The 15,680-nt window shown below is 48.2% G+C and carries 17 protein-coding genes and 3 tRNA genes; 6 read left to right on the forward strand and 14 right to left on the reverse strand.

Annotated features, from left to right (window positions below; all coding sequences use genetic code 11):
• Positions 1 to 57: 57 nt before the first annotated feature.
• Entirely contained in the window at positions 58 to 1,851 is a 1,794-nt protein-coding gene (gene lpdA, locus K4H28_RS11200; RefSeq protein ID WP_221005282.1) for a dihydrolipoyl dehydrogenase, read from the forward strand.
• 288 nt (positions 1,852 to 2,139) lie between these two features.
• Positions 2,140 to 2,325, forward strand: a complete 186-nt coding sequence (locus tag K4H28_RS11205; RefSeq protein ID WP_221005283.1) for a hypothetical protein — start codon at positions 2,140 to 2,142, stop codon at positions 2,323 to 2,325.
• 51 nt (positions 2,326 to 2,376) lie between these two features.
• Here K4H28_RS11205 and K4H28_RS11210 read toward each other — a convergent pair.
• From K4H28_RS11210 to K4H28_RS11225, 4 genes are all read right to left on the reverse strand, one after another.
• Positions 2,377 to 2,451 (reverse strand) — tRNA-Glu (locus tag K4H28_RS11210).
• 38 nt (positions 2,452 to 2,489) lie between these two features.
• Positions 2,490 to 2,564: transfer RNA gene (locus tag K4H28_RS11215), tRNA-Glu, on the reverse strand.
• Between the two features lie 7 nt (positions 2,565 to 2,571).
• A tRNA-Ala gene (locus K4H28_RS11220) sits at positions 2,572 to 2,647 on the reverse strand.
• 71 nt (positions 2,648 to 2,718) lie between these two features.
• Complete coding sequence (locus K4H28_RS11225) at positions 2,719 to 3,522, reverse strand: outer membrane protein assembly factor BamD (RefSeq protein ID WP_221005284.1); 804 nt, start codon at positions 3,520 to 3,522, stop codon at positions 2,719 to 2,721.
• Here K4H28_RS11225 and rluD point away from each other — a divergent pair.
• Positions 3,521 to 4,573 carry a 23S rRNA pseudouridine(1911/1915/1917) synthase RluD gene (gene rluD / locus K4H28_RS11230; RefSeq protein WP_221005285.1) on the forward strand — a complete coding sequence of 351 codons (1,053 nt, stop codon included), beginning with the start codon at positions 3,521 to 3,523 and terminating at the stop codon, positions 4,571 to 4,573. The two genes, K4H28_RS11225 and rluD, sit on opposite strands and share 2 nt — an antisense overlap.
• The gene (pgeF, locus tag K4H28_RS11235) at positions 4,560 to 5,303 is read left to right on the forward strand and encodes a peptidoglycan editing factor PgeF (RefSeq protein ID WP_221005286.1); all 744 of its coding nucleotides are present in this window, start codon (positions 4,560 to 4,562) and stop codon (positions 5,301 to 5,303) included. Before rluD ends, pgeF begins: the two co-directional genes overlap by 14 nt.
• A 52-nt stretch (positions 5,304 to 5,355) precedes the next feature.
• Here the strand turns inward: pgeF and K4H28_RS11240 are convergent, their stop codons facing one another.
• From K4H28_RS11240 to K4H28_RS11285, 10 genes are all read right to left on the reverse strand, one after another.
• Positions 5,356 to 5,553 carry a hypothetical protein gene (locus K4H28_RS11240; RefSeq protein WP_221005287.1) on the reverse strand — a complete coding sequence of 66 codons (198 nt, stop codon included), beginning with the start codon at positions 5,551 to 5,553 and terminating at the stop codon, positions 5,356 to 5,358.
• A 62-nt stretch (positions 5,554 to 5,615) separates the two neighbouring features.
• Entirely contained in the window at positions 5,616 to 6,404 is a 789-nt protein-coding gene (folE2, locus tag K4H28_RS11245; RefSeq protein WP_221005288.1) for a GTP cyclohydrolase FolE2, read from the reverse strand.
• A 99-nt stretch (positions 6,405 to 6,503) separates the two neighbouring features.
• Positions 6,504 to 7,292: a flagellar biosynthetic protein FliR gene (gene fliR / locus K4H28_RS11250; RefSeq protein ID WP_221005289.1), complete on the reverse strand. Its 789-nt coding sequence runs from the start codon at positions 7,290 to 7,292 to the stop codon at positions 6,504 to 6,506.
• Positions 7,289 to 7,558 carry a flagellar biosynthesis protein FliQ gene (fliQ, locus tag K4H28_RS11255; RefSeq protein WP_221005290.1) on the reverse strand — a complete coding sequence of 90 codons (270 nt, stop codon included), beginning with the start codon at positions 7,556 to 7,558 and terminating at the stop codon, positions 7,289 to 7,291. Before fliQ ends, fliR begins: the two co-directional genes overlap by 4 nt.
• 45 nt (positions 7,559 to 7,603) lie before the next feature.
• Positions 7,604 to 8,350: a flagellar type III secretion system pore protein FliP gene (gene fliP / locus K4H28_RS11260; protein ID WP_221005291.1), complete on the reverse strand. Its 747-nt coding sequence runs from the start codon at positions 8,348 to 8,350 to the stop codon at positions 7,604 to 7,606.
• On the reverse strand, positions 8,347 to 8,763 hold the full coding sequence (gene fliO / locus K4H28_RS11265) for a flagellar biosynthetic protein FliO (protein ID WP_221005292.1): 417 nt from the start codon (positions 8,761 to 8,763) through the stop codon (positions 8,347 to 8,349). The genes fliP and fliO overlap by 4 nt, the downstream gene beginning before the upstream one ends.
• 8 nt (positions 8,764 to 8,771) lie before the next feature.
• Positions 8,772 to 9,203 carry a flagellar motor switch protein FliN gene (fliN, locus tag K4H28_RS11270; RefSeq protein WP_221005293.1) on the reverse strand — a complete coding sequence of 144 codons (432 nt, stop codon included), beginning with the start codon at positions 9,201 to 9,203 and terminating at the stop codon, positions 8,772 to 8,774.
• Positions 9,203 to 10,216, reverse strand: coding sequence for a flagellar motor switch protein FliM (gene fliM, locus K4H28_RS11275; protein WP_221005294.1), 1,014 nt, complete (start codon positions 10,214 to 10,216; stop codon positions 9,203 to 9,205). The genes fliN and fliM overlap by 1 nt, the downstream gene beginning before the upstream one ends.
• Before the next feature lie 41 nt (positions 10,217 to 10,257).
• Complete coding sequence (locus K4H28_RS11280) at positions 10,258 to 10,812, reverse strand: flagellar basal body-associated FliL family protein (RefSeq protein WP_221005295.1); 555 nt, start codon at positions 10,810 to 10,812, stop codon at positions 10,258 to 10,260.
• A gap of 170 nt (positions 10,813 to 10,982) precedes the next feature.
• Positions 10,983 to 12,173 (reverse strand): flagellar hook-length control protein FliK, encoded by a 1,191-nt coding sequence (locus tag K4H28_RS11285; RefSeq protein WP_221005296.1) that lies wholly within the window; start codon positions 12,171 to 12,173, stop codon positions 10,983 to 10,985.
• Between the two features lie 83 nt (positions 12,174 to 12,256).
• Here K4H28_RS11285 and flhB point away from each other — a divergent pair, with 83 nt between their 5' ends.
• Both flhB and flhA read left to right on the forward strand, forming a co-directional pair.
• Entirely contained in the window at positions 12,257 to 13,402 is a 1,146-nt protein-coding gene (flhB, locus tag K4H28_RS11290) for a flagellar biosynthesis protein FlhB (RefSeq protein ID WP_221005297.1), read from the forward strand.
• 55 nt (positions 13,403 to 13,457) lie between these two features.
• A complete protein-coding gene (gene flhA, locus K4H28_RS11295; RefSeq protein WP_221005298.1) occupies positions 13,458 to 15,536 on the forward strand; it encodes a flagellar biosynthesis protein FlhA in 2,079 nt (692 codons plus the stop codon).
• Positions 15,537 to 15,680: the final 144 nt, after the last annotated feature.

A 15,680-nucleotide genomic window follows, 5' to 3' on the forward strand; every position in this document is an offset into this window, starting at 1 on the left:
GGCCCGTAGCCACTACCCTTTAATGCCCTTATTCATATACCCATACAGGATTTTATTATGAGCAATCTGATTGAATTAAAAGTACCCGATATTGGCGGCCATGCTGGTGTTGATGTGATTGAAGTTTTCGTTAAAGTCGGCGACACCGTTGCGATTGAAGACAGCTTGATCGCTCTCGAAACCGACAAAGCGACGATGGAAGTTCCATCTACGCACGCTGGTGTGATTAAAGAGATGCGCATCGCTGCGGGCGGCAAAGCCACCGAAGGCGATGTGATTGCAATCATTGAAATCGCAGCCTCAGCTTCTGCACCGGTAGTGGCGGCAGCTCCTGTAGCGGCGCCAGCTGTAGCCCCTTCTGTATCAGCCCCTGCTGCAGCAGTAGCGCCAGTCGCAGGTCAATACACCGGCAAAGTGGATATAGAATGCGATATCCTCGTTGTTGGTGCAGGGCCTGGCGGCTATTCAGCAGCATTCCGTGCTGCTGACTTAGGCATGAAAGCCGTGATTGTTGAGCGTTATTCAACACTCGGTGGCGTGTGCTTGAACGTGGGTTGTATTCCATCAAAAGCCTTGCTACACAATGCGGCGGTGATTGATGAAGTCGCTCACATGGCGACCAACGGGATCAAATTTGGTAAACCCGAAGTCGATATCGACGCACTGCGCGGCTACAAAGACCAAGTGATCAACAAGCTCACTGGTGGTTTGGCCGGCATGGCGAAAATGCGTAAAGTCGAGCACGTTCGTGGTCTGGGTACTTTCCTTGATGCCAACCACATGGAAGTGCAAGTCACCACCGGCACTGGCCAAGAACGATCAGGCGAGAAAAAAGTCGTTAAATTTGCGCAAGCCGTGATTGCAGCAGGTTCGCAAGCGGTGAAATTGCCATTCATTCCGAACGACCCACGGATTATTGACTCAACAGGCGCGCTCGAATTAAAAGCAGTTGTGAAACGCATGTTGATTATCGGCGGCGGGATTATTGGCTTGGAAATGGGTACGGTTTATTCAACGCTCGGCGCGCGCCTAGACGTCGTTGAGTTGTCAGACGGCCTAATGCAAGGCGCAGACCGTGATCTGGTTAAAGTGTGGCAAGACTGGAACAAACACCGCTTTGACAACATCATGCTCAGCTCAAAAACCACTTCGATTGTGCCAAAAGAAGATGGTGTTTGGGTAACGTTTGAAGGCCCGAATGCGCCCGCAGAAGCACAATGCTACGATTTGGTACTGTACTCTACAGGTCGTTCACCGAACGGCAAGAAAGTCGGCGCTGAAAACGCCGGCGTGATTGTGGATGAGCGTGGTTTTATCGTAGTTGACAAGCAAATGCGCACCAACGTACCCAACATTTACGCCATTGGCGATTTGGTTGGTCAACCGATGTTGGCGCACAAGGCCGTTCACGAAGCTCACGTTGCTGCAGAAAACGCGGCAGGCCACAAAGCCTACTTTGACGCTCGCGTGATTCCAGGCGTGGCCTACACCGACCCAGAAGTGGCCTGGGTTGGTTTAACTGAAGATCAAGCCAAGAAAGACGGCATCAAGATCACCAAAGGCGTGTTCCCTTGGGCTGCTTCTGGCCGTGCGATTGCCAATGGCCGGACTGAAGGCTTCACCAAGTTGATTTTTGATGCTGAAAATGGTCAATTGCTCGGTGGCGCGATTGTTGGCCCGCATGCTGGCGATATGATTGGTGAAATCTGTCTCGGCATCGAAATGGGCGCAGATGCAGTTGATATCGGCAAAACCATTCATCCTCACCCAACCATGGGCGAATCGATTGGTATGGCTGCCGAAGTGGCAAAAGGCGTTTGTACTGACTTACCACCGCAACGTAAAAAGTAATTCGGACGATTCCGATGCAAAAAAACCACGGTTTCCCGTGGTTTTTTTCTGCTTGCTCGATTTAAAACGACCAACGGAATGTTTGAAATTTATCCGCGAATGCAAAGAATTTCGACAACAAGCTCAAGTAATACATGAATTGCCGTAAAAAATCGGCAATGATTGCCGGATATTGCTGTTTCAAATGAAAAAGCAGATTAAAAAGCAGTAAAACGTACGTATTTTCCGCATTGCACCATGGCACAAGTCTTGCAATACTCTTCTTAACGAGTTGCTAGGAGAAGACCAATGGCCAACTATCAGCAGAACAAAAGCAGCTTCACCCCTTCTGCGCCCAACACGAAAGAACAACTCAGCAGTGAAGTCACAACGCAGCTGCAGCAATATCTTGAGCTCTGTGCGAATTTAAGAATCGACTTCTACGACTGCCTCGCGCATGCCCGCATAGAATACGACAAAAATCACCACCATTAATTTCACGCAATAAAAAAGCACACACTTTGCAGTGTGTGCTTTTTTATATTTTGGCGTCCCCACGGGGAATCGAACCCCGGCCGCCGCCGTGAAAGGGCAGTGTTCTAACCGCTAAACTATAGGGACATAAACTTTAAAACTACTTAACTTTTTACTACAAATTCTGGCGTCCCCACGGGGAATCGAACCCCGGCCGCCGCCGTGAAAGGGCAGTGTTCTAACCGCTAAACTATAGGGACTTTGTTCTGGTGGAGGTAAGCGGAATCGAACCGCTGACCTCTTGCATGCCATGCAAGCGCTCTACCAACTGAGCTATACCCCCTCAAAGAGAGCAGAATAATAGACGGCAATTAAACCGCCGTCAAGCCCACTTTCATTAATTTGCAATCTTTTTTAAATCGGCGCCCACCAATAAGCATCAGGATCAAAGAATTCTTTATCAGCAGTAGACTCAGGGTAATTTTTCAGTAGCACACGTTTGGTGTCTGCACTCAAGTCGGTCAAACCGAGTCGGTCATAAGACTGAATCATTAAACCCAGTGCACCCTCAACTTGTTTGGTGTTGGCAAAGCTATCTATCAGCGCTCGTCCGCGATTAGCTGCTGCAAGATAAGCTCCACGCTGGAAATAATAGCGTCCCACATGCAACTCATACGTTGCCATAGCACCAATCAAGTAGCCCATCCGAATGGTGGCATCTTTGGCATACTTACTTTCAGGAAAACGCTGCGTTAAATCACGGAAAGAGTTAAACGATTCTTTTGCTGCTTTCGGGTCGCGCTCTGACATGTCCTGCTTTGAGATATTCGACATAAAGCCTTGCGACTCATTAAAAGTGACTAGGCCTTTCAAGTAATAAGCGTAATCCACACTGGGATGACTTGGATTTTGCTTTATAAAGCGGTCGATCGCAGCCAACGCCAATGCTGGCTCTTGGTCTTTGTAGTAGTTGTAAGCCATTTCCAGCTGAGCTTGCGTGGCAAATCGTCCATAAGGATAGCGGGCTTCAAGCTTTTCCAAGAGCTGATTAGACGCTTCATAATTGCGACTCCCCTGCTCAGACTTGGCTTCACTGAACATCTTTTCAGCTGTCCAGCCCAAAGTTTCATCTTGTTTCTCATTGTTGAGCGAAGAACATCCTGCCATTAAGCTAACTAATAAGGCAGAAATCAGGATTCGCGGTAGAATATTAGTCATGATGCAATCCGATATTGAACTTAACGATTATAACGACTTCGCAGACATTCGTGTTTTGTCTGTGCCTGATGAATTAGCAGGCACACGCTTGGACGCTGCTTTAGCGAAGATTTTGCCTGATTTTTCTCGTAGCCGCTTGACTACGTGGATTAAAGACGGGCGGGTGACGGTGGATGGTGAAACCGCGCAGCCGAAAACCAAACTCTGGGGCGGAGAAACGCTGTCAGTCGACGTACAGCCCGACCCCAATGAAGTGGCCTACGAAGCCGAGGACATTGACCTCGATATTTTGTATGAAGACCCCACTATTCTCATCATCAACAAACCAGCAGGTTTAGTCGTTCACCCCGGCAGCGGCAATTGGAATGGCACGCTACTGAACGCCCTGCTCTTTCATTACCCTGAATTACGCCAAATCCCTCGAGCAGGAATTGTTCATCGACTCGATAAAGACACCAGTGGCCTAATGGTCGTGGCTCGTACTTTACAAGCACAAACCCACCTCGTTAACCAACTACAAGAACGCAGCGTCAAACGCCATTACCTCGCCGTTGCGCACGGCTCAATCCATGCTGACGGCAAAGTGGATGCCCCCATTGCACGCCACCCGAAAGATCGTATTAAGATGGCCGTGGTGCGCAGCGGCAAGCCTTCTGTGACGCATTATCATATTTTGGAACGTTTTAACGCTTACACTTTGATTGAATGCCGTTTGGAAACCGGTCGTACACATCAAATTCGTGTGCACATGACACACATTAACCATCCACTTGCAGCGGATCCGGTCTACGGCATTGCGCCTAAAATGGATACCAGCGATGAAGTGCGCATGGCGCTAGAAGACTTAAATCGCCAAGCGCTGCACGCCAGAAAACTCTCTTTGGTTCATCCTGAGAGCGGCAAGACCATGACTTGGAAAGCTGCAATTCCGTTCGATTTAGAGCAACTCATTGGCACGCTGCGCGCTGATATGGGCATGAGCCAAGATGATTTTGACGAAGATGAAGAAGACGACGATCACGATTGTGAGCTAATTTATGTCCGTGAGTAAGACGATGACTGTGAATAATACCCATTGCTACGCCCCAGACTGGCCTGCGCCCGCGCGTGTCAAATCATTGCAAACCACGCGGCATGGCGGCGTTAGCACTGCGCCGTATGATAGCTTTAATCTGGGCGATCATGTGGGCGATGCAACTAACGCTGTAGCAACCAATCGGCAACAATTACCCTCGCCCGCGGCGTGGCTAAAACAGACGCACAGCACCACTGTCGTCGATGCTGCCGCGGTGACGAAGCCGATTGAGGCCGATGCCAGCGTCTGCCGCAGCGTTGGCGTCGTGAGCGTCGTCATGACCGCGGACTGCCTACCGGTCTTGCTCTGTGATCAGCACGGTACCGTGGTTGCGGCAGCGCACGCGGGTTGGCGTGGCTTATGTGATGGCATCATTGAAGCGACCATCGATGCGATGGATGTCCCCGCTGATACACTCATGGCATGGTTAGGTCCTGCAATTGGTCCTACTGCATTTGAAGTAGGCGATGATGTGCGTAATGAGTTTGTTCGCCACGATGCAGCCGCCGCCTCTGCATTTACTGCACAGCCCAATGGCAAATGGCTAGGCAATATGTATCAATTAGCGCGGCAACGCCTTAATCAAAAAGGCGTAGTAGAAATCTATGGTGGCACTGAATGCACGGTAAGCAATAGCGAACAGTATTTTTCATACCGCCGAGATGGCGTGACCGGTCGAATGGCGAGTTTAATCTGGCTAGAATAAGCGAAGGTATTGACCGCTAGACATTAAAATTGAACCGCTAGCGGTCAATACATCAAGGCAATTTATTTTCTTTATCTACCTGCACTTCTATTTTTTTCTTTTGTACTCGACGCTGAAGCCAAAAAATAAACCACGTTGGTAATACGGCCAGCACAATAAAGAAAAACAAGCCCAGTGCCCATTTGCTCGCCCCCACAACGGCGGCGAACATCACAACGACAAATAAATAGCCAATTAATAAAATATACATTCACACACCCCAAAAAAAGGCTCCCTTAGGAGCCTTTTATATTTGAATACTGCCACATTAGCTTAAGCGCGTTTATCGTGCTCAATCAATGCGTAAGCAGAATGATTATGAATCGATTCAAAGTTTTCTGATTCAACCACATACGCAGTTACACGCGGCTCGTCATTCAAGCTTGCGGCAACATCACGAACCATGTCTTCAACAAATTTTGGATTGTCATAAGCACGCTCAGTCACATACTTTTCATCAGGACGTTTCAACAAGCCATACAACTCACACGAAGCTTGTTTTTCAACCAACTCAACCAACTCTTCAATCCAAACATGCGCACCCAAGGTCGCACTGATCGTTACGTGCGAGCGTTGGTTGTGCGCACCATATTCAGAAATCTTTTTCGAACATGGGCACAAGCTCGTTACTGGCACTAATACTTTAAGCGTTTGAGTAAACACACCATTTTTTAATTCACCAATCAACGACACATCATAATCAAGCAAACTTTGCACGCCAGAAACTGGCGCAGTTTTATTCACGAAAAATGGGAAACGCATCTCTAAGTAACCCGCTTCAGCCTCGAGACGTTCGCACATTTGACGCAAAATTGTTTCAAATGATTCAACCGAAATTTCTTTGTTGTGGCTATTCAAAATCTCAACAAACCGCGACATATGCGTGCCTTTAAAATGCTGCGGCAAAAACACATACATATCAAAAGTGGCAATGGTATGCTGAACGCCATCAGCACGGTCTGCAACTTGCACGGGATGGCGAATCGACTTGATTCCCACCTTATTGATGGCGATATTGCGGGTATCTACACTGTTTTGCACATCGGCAATGGCCACGCTCATGAGAATCTCACTGACATAAGGTTGAAAGATGACTGATTATACCCCGAGGGACAATACCCGAGCAAACTAGTCGGGAATTGCATTTATTAATCGAGTTGATTACTTCTGACTAAAAGCGACTAAAATTTGCCCGATATAACGGGTATAACTACTAATGGCTTGATCAATATGCGGCACCAGCATCGGCAAAGAAAAATACATCGCCGCAAAGCCCACCCCCAAAGTTAGGGGAAAACCCACCGCAAAAACATTGAGCTGTGGCGCGGCACGCGTCATCACACCAATCGCTAAATTGGTAATTAAGAGTGCTGCCAATACAGGTAAGGCCAACAAAACCCCAGTTCTGAAAATAATCGCCCCATAATTTGCGATTAACTGAAAGCCCCCACCAGACAAACGAACACTACCGAGCGGCAACTGAACCATGCTATCAATCAGCACTCGCAAAACGACCAAATGCCCCCCCACTGACAAGAACGCCAACAGCATAAACAAACTCATTAACTGGGAAATCACCAGACTATTACTGGCATTTTGCGGATCATAAAACGACGCAAATCCCAAACCCATCTGCAAACCGGATAAATGCCCTGCCATTTCGACACTGCTAAATATCAGCCGCATCACAAAGCCCATGGATATGCCAATGATCAACTCACGAAGCGCGATAAGCATACCCTCAGGGGATACCACAGGCACCGTTGGCAAAGTAGGGAGTAATGGACCGATCAGAATAGACAATAAAATCGCGAGGGCAACACGGACTTTAACTTGAATAGATCGGCTTGAATAAAAGGGATCAGCAAGCAGCAAGCCAAAGATACGCAAAAAAGGCCACCAAAATAATGCCAACCAGATTTCAATCTGACCTTGAGTAACCGTAATCATCCGATCAACTGCGGGATACTTTGATACAGGCGGATCGTGTAATCCATCATCGTCTCAATCAACCATGGCAGCGCCAGCACCAAGACCAAAAAACAAGCCAAGATTTTTGGAATAAACGACAGTGTTGCCTCGTTAATTTGTGTCGCAGCCTGGAAAATACTCACAATCAAACCTGCTACCAAGGCAGTTAATAATACTGGAGCACCCAATAAGATCATTACTTCCATGGCTCTTTGCAGCAACGTCACGACTGTTTCTGGTGTCATCGAAATATCAACCTCGAAAAAATAATCATCACACTGACTAGGCCATCAACTCGTCATGTAAAAACTTTGTACCAGCGACCCCATTAATAGCGTCCACCCATCCACTAGTACAAATAACATAATTTTAAATGGCAAAGAAATGATTACGGGCGATACCATCATCATCCCCATCGCCATCAAAATACTCGCAATCACCAAGTCGATAATCAAAAATGGAATAATGACCACAAAGCCAATCTGAAACGCCGTCTTGAGTTCACTGGTTACAAATGCAGGCACTAAGACACGCAAGCTAACATCTTCTGGACCATTTGGAGCTTTGGCGCCAGAGACCTCAATAAAAAAAGCCAAATCTTTTTGCCGAGTTTGCTTCAACATAAAATCCTTTAACGGAATCGCGCCTTGATCCAGCGCTTCGTTAAAGGTGATTTTTTGTTCGGAAAAGGGCTGGTAAGCCGTTGCATAAATTTTGTCGAACGTCGGCGCCATGATAAAGAGCGTCAGAAAAAGTGATAAGCCCACAATCACCTGATTTGGCGGGCTTTGCATCGTACCCAACGCTTGCCGAAGCAGTGACAACACGATGATGATGCGTGTAAACGACGTCATCATCAGCAACATCGCAGGTATAAATCCAAGCGCAGTCATAAACAACAGCGTTTGAATCGGCAGCGAATAAGCAGTCCCCGCGGCGGTCTGCGTGGAAGACATAAAAGGAAGACCAGCTGGCTCCGCTGCCAATATCGATGTAGAAACCACGCCCAACACCATCGCCACGGCTATTTTTTTCATTTCATTTCTTTCCGTTTAGCCATTGCTTTTTGCAGCCATTCAGCAAACTGCGGCGTATTTGGCTTCGTTTCAGGCACGTCAAGTGGCTTCTCTAAAGAATGTAAAAGATTAACCTGCTCACTCGTGACCCCTAGAACCAACCAAGTGTCGCGCACCTCAACGATTACGACACGCTCACGCGTACCGACCATCACGCCAGAAACAACCCGCATTTGTGAATTAGCGCCGCCTGGCACCAAAGAAAATCGGCGCATCGCCCACGCGGCACCAACAATCACGCCCAGCACCAGCAGTAGCGCAAAAATCACTTGAAAAACCTGCCCAGCAACAGGGGTATCTACTTTTCCTGCGGCCGCTAAAACGGATAACGGCAGCCCGATCAGGCTGCCGCAAAATAGTCGAATTAAAATCATCGCACGGTTTATTTATGCAAGCGGCGAATGCGCTCAGCTGGAGTAATAATATCAGTGAGGCGAATACCAAATTTATCGTTCACCACCACCACCTCGCCCTGCGCAATCAAACAACCATTGACGAGCACATCCATAGGCTCACCAGCCATCCCATCGAGCTCAACCACCGAGCCTTGTGCAAGTTGCAACAAACTACGAATTGCAATTTTTGTGCGCCCTAATTCAACCGTTAAATTAACGGGAATATCGAGAATCATATCGATATTATTAGGCGCAGCTGTACCAGAACTAGGCGCATCAAAACGCTGGAAAATATCCGCAGCCTGCACGGTTGATGCATTATCGCTCGGCGCATCAGCAACTTCTTGCTCTGCTAAAGCCGCCGCCCAATCATCCATAATATCATCTGGGTTTTCTTCAGCTGTCGTTTCATCAGCCATTAGGATTCTCCACGGGTTTCTTCATCCTGCACGCCATTTAAAGCCTCGGCCGAGCCAAGCACTTTATCGACCTTCAATGCATATTGGCCATTAAGAATACCATACTTACACTCTAATACTGGCACGCTATCCACTGAAGCAATAATCGCCTCAGGTATATCCAAAGAAATCACATCGCCCGTTTTTAAATTTAATATATCACCCAGCGTAATTTGGGCATTACCCAGTGTCGCCACCAAATTAACATCCGCATGATGCAGTTGCTTGCGTAGGAGCGATGACCAGCGATTATCGGACTCAATACGATCTGTCTGCATAGAGCTATACAACATATCGCGAATCGGCTCGATCATCGAGTATGGGAAGCAAACGTGGAAATCACCACCGCCTGCACCCAATTCAATTTTAAAGGTATAAGCAACAACGACTTCAGTGGGCGTTGCGATATTGGCAAACTGGGTATTCATTTCTGAGCGCATATAACTAAATTCACACTCAAAAACCGGCTTCCATGCTTTTTCGTACTCTTCAAATACGACTTCAAGCAGACGCTGGATAATCCGCTGCTCGGTGGGCGTAAAATCTCGCCCCTCAACCCGAACATGGTAACGACCATCCGAGCCAAAGAGATTATCAACCACCAAAAATACAAAATTCGGATCAAAAATAAATAAACCCGTGCCACGCAAGGGTTTCATTTGAATCATGTTCAGATTGGTCGGCACAACCAAGTTACGGATAAACTCGCTGTACTTTTGCACCCGAATCGGGCCCACACTAATCTCAGCGTTGCGGCGCATAAAATTATAAAGCGCAATGCGCAAATTACGCGCAAATCGTTCATTGATAATTTCCAGCGTTGGCATCCGCCCACGCACAATGCGCTCTTGGCGACCAATATCATAGTTGCGGACAGCCGTAGGGTCGATGTCTTCCTCACCATCGTCCTCTTCACCGGTCACTCCGCGCAGCAGCGCATCGACCTCTTCTTGGGAGAGAATATCGTCAGCCATTATGTCTTTCTAAACCTAGTTTGGTACTCAATGAGATCGGATTATTGATAAAAGTATTTTGTAAAGTTAACGCTCAATACGCCTTCGTCTTTCTCTTCAACCTCAAGTATTTGATTGATTCGTTCTCGTATTTGACGCGCCAATTCTTCTTGGCCTTCGGCCGTTTTCACTTCTTCTAGCGTTTTTGACCGCAGCAAACGATTTACCGCATCTAAGATTTTTGGCTGCACCGCCTTAATTTTTTCTTTATCTGCAGCATCGGCCAGCTCAACCATGATTTCTACCTGCAAAACTGACTCAGCTTCGCCACTCAAATTAACTGTGAAGGGCTGGTCTTGCAGCTTATCAAACACAGGTGGAGTACCTGGTTCTTTTTTTTCTTTTTTCTTTTCTTTTTTCTTTTCTTCACCATGGGCTGCAGCTTCTGCAGTCACCTCATCTGCACTCCCTTCCGCAGGGCTTTTCAATAAGAAAAATGCCAAACCACCCACGAGGATAAGAATAAAAACCAACAAACCAATCACGGCAATGATCAAAATATTTTTTTTCGATTTAGGCGCAGATTCTGCTTTTGCGTCTACTTTTGCTTCTGCCATTTCACTTCCTTTGCTACCACATGTTTACGAATTAATTTGATGTTCACCGCTACTCTTTACGGGGGTAACTGACATGCCCTGCGCATAAACAGCGAAAAAAGCCACTAATACAGCGAAAGATACATTAAAACAGGCACTAAGCAAGCAGTTTAGATGTAATGGATAACAAATCAGACAAATAAACTCAAGCCACCTTTTGCCACAGGCAATCGTAGTGGACCGAGTTCTTGCATTTTTTCTCCATCAATTCCAACTTGTGCACCATAGACACCGCCTAAATTACGATTTGAGTTTTGTTGATTAAACCCCGATCCGGTCGCTGCTTGCTGGTTTTGATGCTGCTGTTGCTGATGCTGCTGTAGTGAGTCAGAAGCAACTTGTACATTAGTCAAGGTAAAGCCCTGATCTGCCAACAATGTCGTCAACTTAGGCATGGCAGCAGCTAAGGCCTCACGAACGGAGGCATTTTGTGAGCTAAACACCACACTGGCTTGGTCTTGCGCCAGATTCAAGCGCACTTCCATCGGGCCTAAATTGGGCGGATTAAGTTGCATTTCAATTTTCTGTTCTTGGCGCCCCAGCATTAAGCCCACACGCTGCGCCACGGCGTCCCCCCAGCGAGACTCACCCACTGGGGTCGCAATATGATGAACAGGTACTTCAGCAGACTTAGAGTTAGCTTGGACCGTATTGAGCGTAGATTGAGGGCGCAACTCACTCGTTGTCGCAAGCGTCGTTTTTAACTCATTTGCAAAGATCGGCTCGCTCGCCTTTAAATCCAACTCTGGAACGATGGATTTTGCCGCACTAGCGGCAAGGCTTGCCGCATCGCTCGTGTCACTTAAAGCCTGATTTAGATCAGTCACTGCTGCACTGGGATCAGTCGCCGACCCGCCGATTGGCGCCTTAGTTTGAAGGCCGTTCTGCGACAATCCCAAATTAAATGTCGGCAAGGCATTGCCAGCATCAGCCAAAACCAAGGCCTCGTCACTTTGTTGATTCTGATTACCCTCACTCAATTGACTCGCTAGCTGCGCAGAGTCTGGCGCTAGTTCTGTAGTCACTTTCCCATTGGCCACGCCTTGTAACATGGCCAACCATGGGTCTACTGTAGCAGCCTGAACCTCTTCAGCGTTGTCGGCAACTTGAGCGGTCCCCTCGTTTGTGGCTGTTTTTTCCGATGCAACGGGTTTGGCCGCAGGGTCGGTACGAGCCTCTTCAGTCCGGTCTCGACTCAGCTCGCGTTTAAATTCACGACCAAAATCATCATCGCGCCCCACACGTTCACGATTTGGCCGAGGCTCAATCGACTTAGCCGCAGGGGCTTGAATCTGTACCGGAGTTGTTGGAGACATTGCCATGATTGCACCCGAAAAAATAGACTTTGCAACAAGATAAGCAAAGACAGTGCCAGCGCTAGAATGCGCCGTGTTAAGCTTTCGTTATGGCAGAAGATTCAGATCTCGAAAAAACCGAACCGGCCTCCCCCAAGCGCATTGAAGATGCGCGTAAAAAAGGGCAGGTACCTCGTTCGCACGAACTCACTACATTCGCTAGCTTGATGGCGGGATTAATCGCGGTTTTCGTACTTGCGCCAGATATCTATGCGGCAATGAAAGAAATCATGGTCAAAAGTTTTACTTTTAGCCGTAGCGATTTAGTCAGTACCCAGTTAATGCAAGAATCTCTCGTGCAGGCGCTAGGGGCCGCTCTAATCGCCCTACTTCCGGTCTTTGCTGCAGTCGCCTTGGTGGCCATCATGGTCCCTATTTTAATAGGCGGTTGGGTTTTTAGTATGGAGGCGCTCGGCCCCAATTTTGGCAAGCTTAATCCCGCAGCAGGGATAGGCCGGATGTTCTCAGTCCGCACCATCGTTGAAACCATCAAAACGGTCTTAAAATCTGCCCTAATTGGTGGCGTAGCGGGCTGGATTTTATGGGATGAAAAAGAGCAATTTATCAGCCTCATTAGCATGCCGCCTGACAGCGGTTTTTTAATGCTGTGGCAAATGATGAAGTACACGCTATTGATGACTGTCAGCGGCATGGCGGTGATTGTTCTGATCGACGTTCCGTATCAATTATGGGATTACTACAAAGGCTTGCGCATGACTAAAGAGGATGTGCGGCAAGAAAACAAAGAATCTGAAGGTGACCCTCACGTCAAAGGTAGGATCCGCCAACTCCAACGCGAAGCCGCACGCAAACGGATGATGGCTGAGATTCCTAAAGCCAATGTGGTGGTGACCAACCCAACGCACTATGCCGTAGCAATTCGATACGATGAGGAAATGCGAGCGCCAAAAATCGTTGCCAAAGGTTCGTTTTTGCTGGCAGAACGCATTATTGACTTAGCCAAAGAACATAAAGTGACCGTTGTACGCACGCCACCCTTTGCGCGTGCGCTGTATCACCATGCCCAATTGGGCGAAGAAATCCCTGCTGCGTTGTATACTGCGGCAGCAGAGGTGCTCGCCTACATTTACCAACTGGATCAATATCGCAAAGAAGGTGGGCTTGAGCCGACCCTCAATACTGATCTACCCGTCCCTGCTGAACTCGACCCCGAATCACCCGCAAAGGGTATATGACTATAACCATTGATAAATAAAATGTTCAACAAGATACATCACCAAGGCGTCCACTATGTGGCGTAACAAGCTCACCACCCTCGCCATGCCTGCCTTGGTGCTGATGGTTCTCGGCATGATGATTCTGCCGCTACCGCCGTTGGCCCTCGATTTTTTCTTCACTTTTAATATTGCGCTTTCCATTATTGTTTTAATGGTCAGCCTTTACACGCACAAGCCATTGGAATTCTCGAGTTTTCCAACGGTTCTACTAATGACTACCTTGTTGCGACTCTCGCTCAATGTCGCCTCAACCAAACTGGTTCTCACAGAAGGCCATGCTGGTGGCGATGCCGCAGGTAAAGTGATCGAATCATTTGGACACGTACTAATTGGCGACAATATCGCTGTTGGTATCGTCGCCTTTATTATTCTAACCATCATCAACTTTGTCGTGATCACCAAGGGTGCCGGTCGGATTGCCGAGGTTTCGGCACGCTTCACTTTGGACGCGATGCCCGGCAAGCAAATGGCGATTGACGCAGACTTGAATGCAGGCCTCATTGGTGAAGATGAAGCCCGTACGCGCCGCGCGCAGATTTCCGACGAAGCGAACTTTTTCGGTTCGATGGATGGTGCGAGTAAATTCGTTCGTGGTGATGCCATTGCCGGCATTCTGGTCATGGTCATCAACTTAATCGGTGGGATGCTCGTTGGCATGTTGCAACACAATATGCAATTCTCCGCCGCCGCAGAAACATACACCTTACTTACGATTGGTGACGGACTCGTCGCACAAGTGCCAGCGCTAATTATTTCTGTGGCCGCAGGTATTGTTGTATCTCGTGTAGGGACCGATCAGGATTTATCGGAACAAATTCTTGGTCAGCTTTTTTCACGCCCACAGGTGATGTATGTCACCGCTGGCGTACTAGCTGTACTGGGCATTATTCCTGGCATGCCACACTTTGCCTTTTTATTGATGGCCGCGATTGCAGGCGGCTTAGCGTGGTTTGCCGAGCAAAACCTCCTTAGGCCAACAACAAGTGGGGGCGGAGGTGCAATAGGTAGTGGCACCGCGGCTGGCGCGACGCCTGCGCCCCCCGCTGATGCGCCGCTACAAGAAGTCAGTTGGAACGATGTACAACCCGTTGATCCAGTTGGGCTCGAAGTCGGTTATCGCCTGATTCCGCTGGTCGATCGCAATCAAGATGGTGAATTACTGCGCCGTATCCGTGGCATCCGTAAAAAGATCGCGCAGGATTTGGGCTTTTTAGTGCCTGCTGTACATATCCGCGACAATCTTGAACTCAAACCCAATCAGTATCGAATTCAACTCAAAGGGGTTGATGTTGGCGCAGGCGAAGCTTTTGTGGGTCAATGGCTGGCAATCAACCCTGGCAACGCAGCAGGTACACTACCGGGAACGGCCACGACCGACCCAACATTTGGCCTACCCGCCACCTGGGTGGACGGTAGCATGCGTGACCAAGCGCAGGCGATGGGCTATACCGTGGTCGACGCCTCAACCGTCGTGGGCACTCACATTTCCAATATTCTGCAATCAAATGCTGCCGAACTACTGGGTCGCGAAGAAGTTCAAGCGCTGATTGATCACTTCGGTAAAGACTCGCCAAAACTGATCGAAGAGTTAGTGCCCAAAGTGGTGCCGATTGGTACGCTACAAAAAATCTTGCAAGCCCTGCTCGAAGACGGCCTGAATATTCGCGATCTACGAACCATTATTGAGACCTTGGCCGAGCATATTGTGCGTACTACCGATATCGATGAACTGACCTCTGCCGTTCGCGTGGCACTTGGCCGCTCGATTGTGCATCAACTATTCCCTGGTGAAAACGAGCTGCAAGTTGTCGCTTTAGAACCACAACTAGAAAGCATTTTACTCTCAGCCGCCAGCGGAAAATCTCAAGGCGGATTAGAACCTGGTTTAGCAGAACGTTTGCTGCAACAAGCAGCAGCATTGACTGAACAATTAGAAATGCAGGGGATTAACCCCGTTTTAATCACACCAGTGCAATTACGCCCGATGTTATCGCGCTTTTTACGCCGTTCAATCCCTGGATTGCGCGTTATTGCGCATACCGAGATTCCCGATAGCAAGACGTTGCGAATTATTAATGTGCTCGGAGCCTAAAATCGAACGGCCTTGCTTGCGCCTTTTAGCAAGGTGACGAATCTTAAAAATGGCATAAAATTGTGTAGAAGGGCAGGAACAGTGATAATCGCCGTTTATTGCATGAACAGAAACTTGGGGCGTACTTGCTTAATGCACTTATGT

This window comes from Deefgea tanakiae (genome assembly GCF_019665765.1).
GTDB classification, from domain to species: domain Bacteria; phylum Pseudomonadota; class Gammaproteobacteria; order Burkholderiales; family Chitinibacteraceae; genus Deefgea; species Deefgea tanakiae.

Coding starts and splice junctions, on each gene's coding strand:
- K4H28_RS11280 (WP_221005295.1), bottom strand. CDS start 10,812: ATGGCAGAAGCAAAAGTAGACGCAAAAGCAGAATCTGCGCCTAAATCG.
- K4H28_RS11285 (WP_221005296.1), bottom strand. CDS start 12,173: ATGGCAATGTCTCCAACAACTCCGGTACAGATTCAAGCCCCTGCGGCT.
- K4H28_RS11225 (WP_221005284.1), bottom strand. CDS start 3,522: ATGACTAATATTCTACCGCGAATCCTGATTTCTGCCTTATTAGTTAGC.
- fliM (WP_221005294.1), bottom strand. CDS start 10,216: ATGGCTGACGATATTCTCTCCCAAGAAGAGGTCGATGCGCTGCTGCGC.
- rluD (WP_221005285.1), top strand. CDS start 3,521: ATGATGCAATCCGATATTGAACTTAACGATTATAACGACTTCGCAGAC.
- fliQ (WP_221005290.1), bottom strand. CDS start 7,558: ATGACACCAGAAACAGTCGTGACGTTGCTGCAAAGAGCCATGGAAGTA.
- pgeF (WP_221005286.1), top strand. CDS start 4,560: ATGTCCGTGAGTAAGACGATGACTGTGAATAATACCCATTGCTACGCC.
- lpdA (WP_221005282.1), top strand. CDS start 58: ATGAGCAATCTGATTGAATTAAAAGTACCCGATATTGGCGGCCATGCT.
- K4H28_RS11240 (WP_221005287.1), bottom strand. CDS start 5,553: ATGTATATTTTATTAATTGGCTATTTATTTGTCGTTGTGATGTTCGCC.
- fliO (WP_221005292.1), bottom strand. CDS start 8,763: ATGATTTTAATTCGACTATTTTGCGGCAGCCTGATCGGGCTGCCGTTA.
- fliP (WP_221005291.1), bottom strand. CDS start 8,350: ATGAAAAAAATAGCCGTGGCGATGGTGTTGGGCGTGGTTTCTACATCG.
- flhB (WP_221005297.1), top strand. CDS start 12,257: ATGGCAGAAGATTCAGATCTCGAAAAAACCGAACCGGCCTCCCCCAAG.
- fliR (WP_221005289.1), bottom strand. CDS start 7,292: ATGATTACGGTTACTCAAGGTCAGATTGAAATCTGGTTGGCATTATTT.
- flhA (WP_221005298.1), top strand. CDS start 13,458: ATGTGGCGTAACAAGCTCACCACCCTCGCCATGCCTGCCTTGGTGCTG.
- fliN (WP_221005293.1), bottom strand. CDS start 9,203: ATGGCTGATGAAACGACAGCTGAAGAAAACCCAGATGATATTATGGAT.
- K4H28_RS11205 (WP_221005283.1), top strand. CDS start 2,140: ATGGCCAACTATCAGCAGAACAAAAGCAGCTTCACCCCTTCTGCGCCC.
- folE2 (WP_221005288.1), bottom strand. CDS start 6,404: ATGAGCGTGGCCATTGCCGATGTGCAAAACAGTGTAGATACCCGCAAT.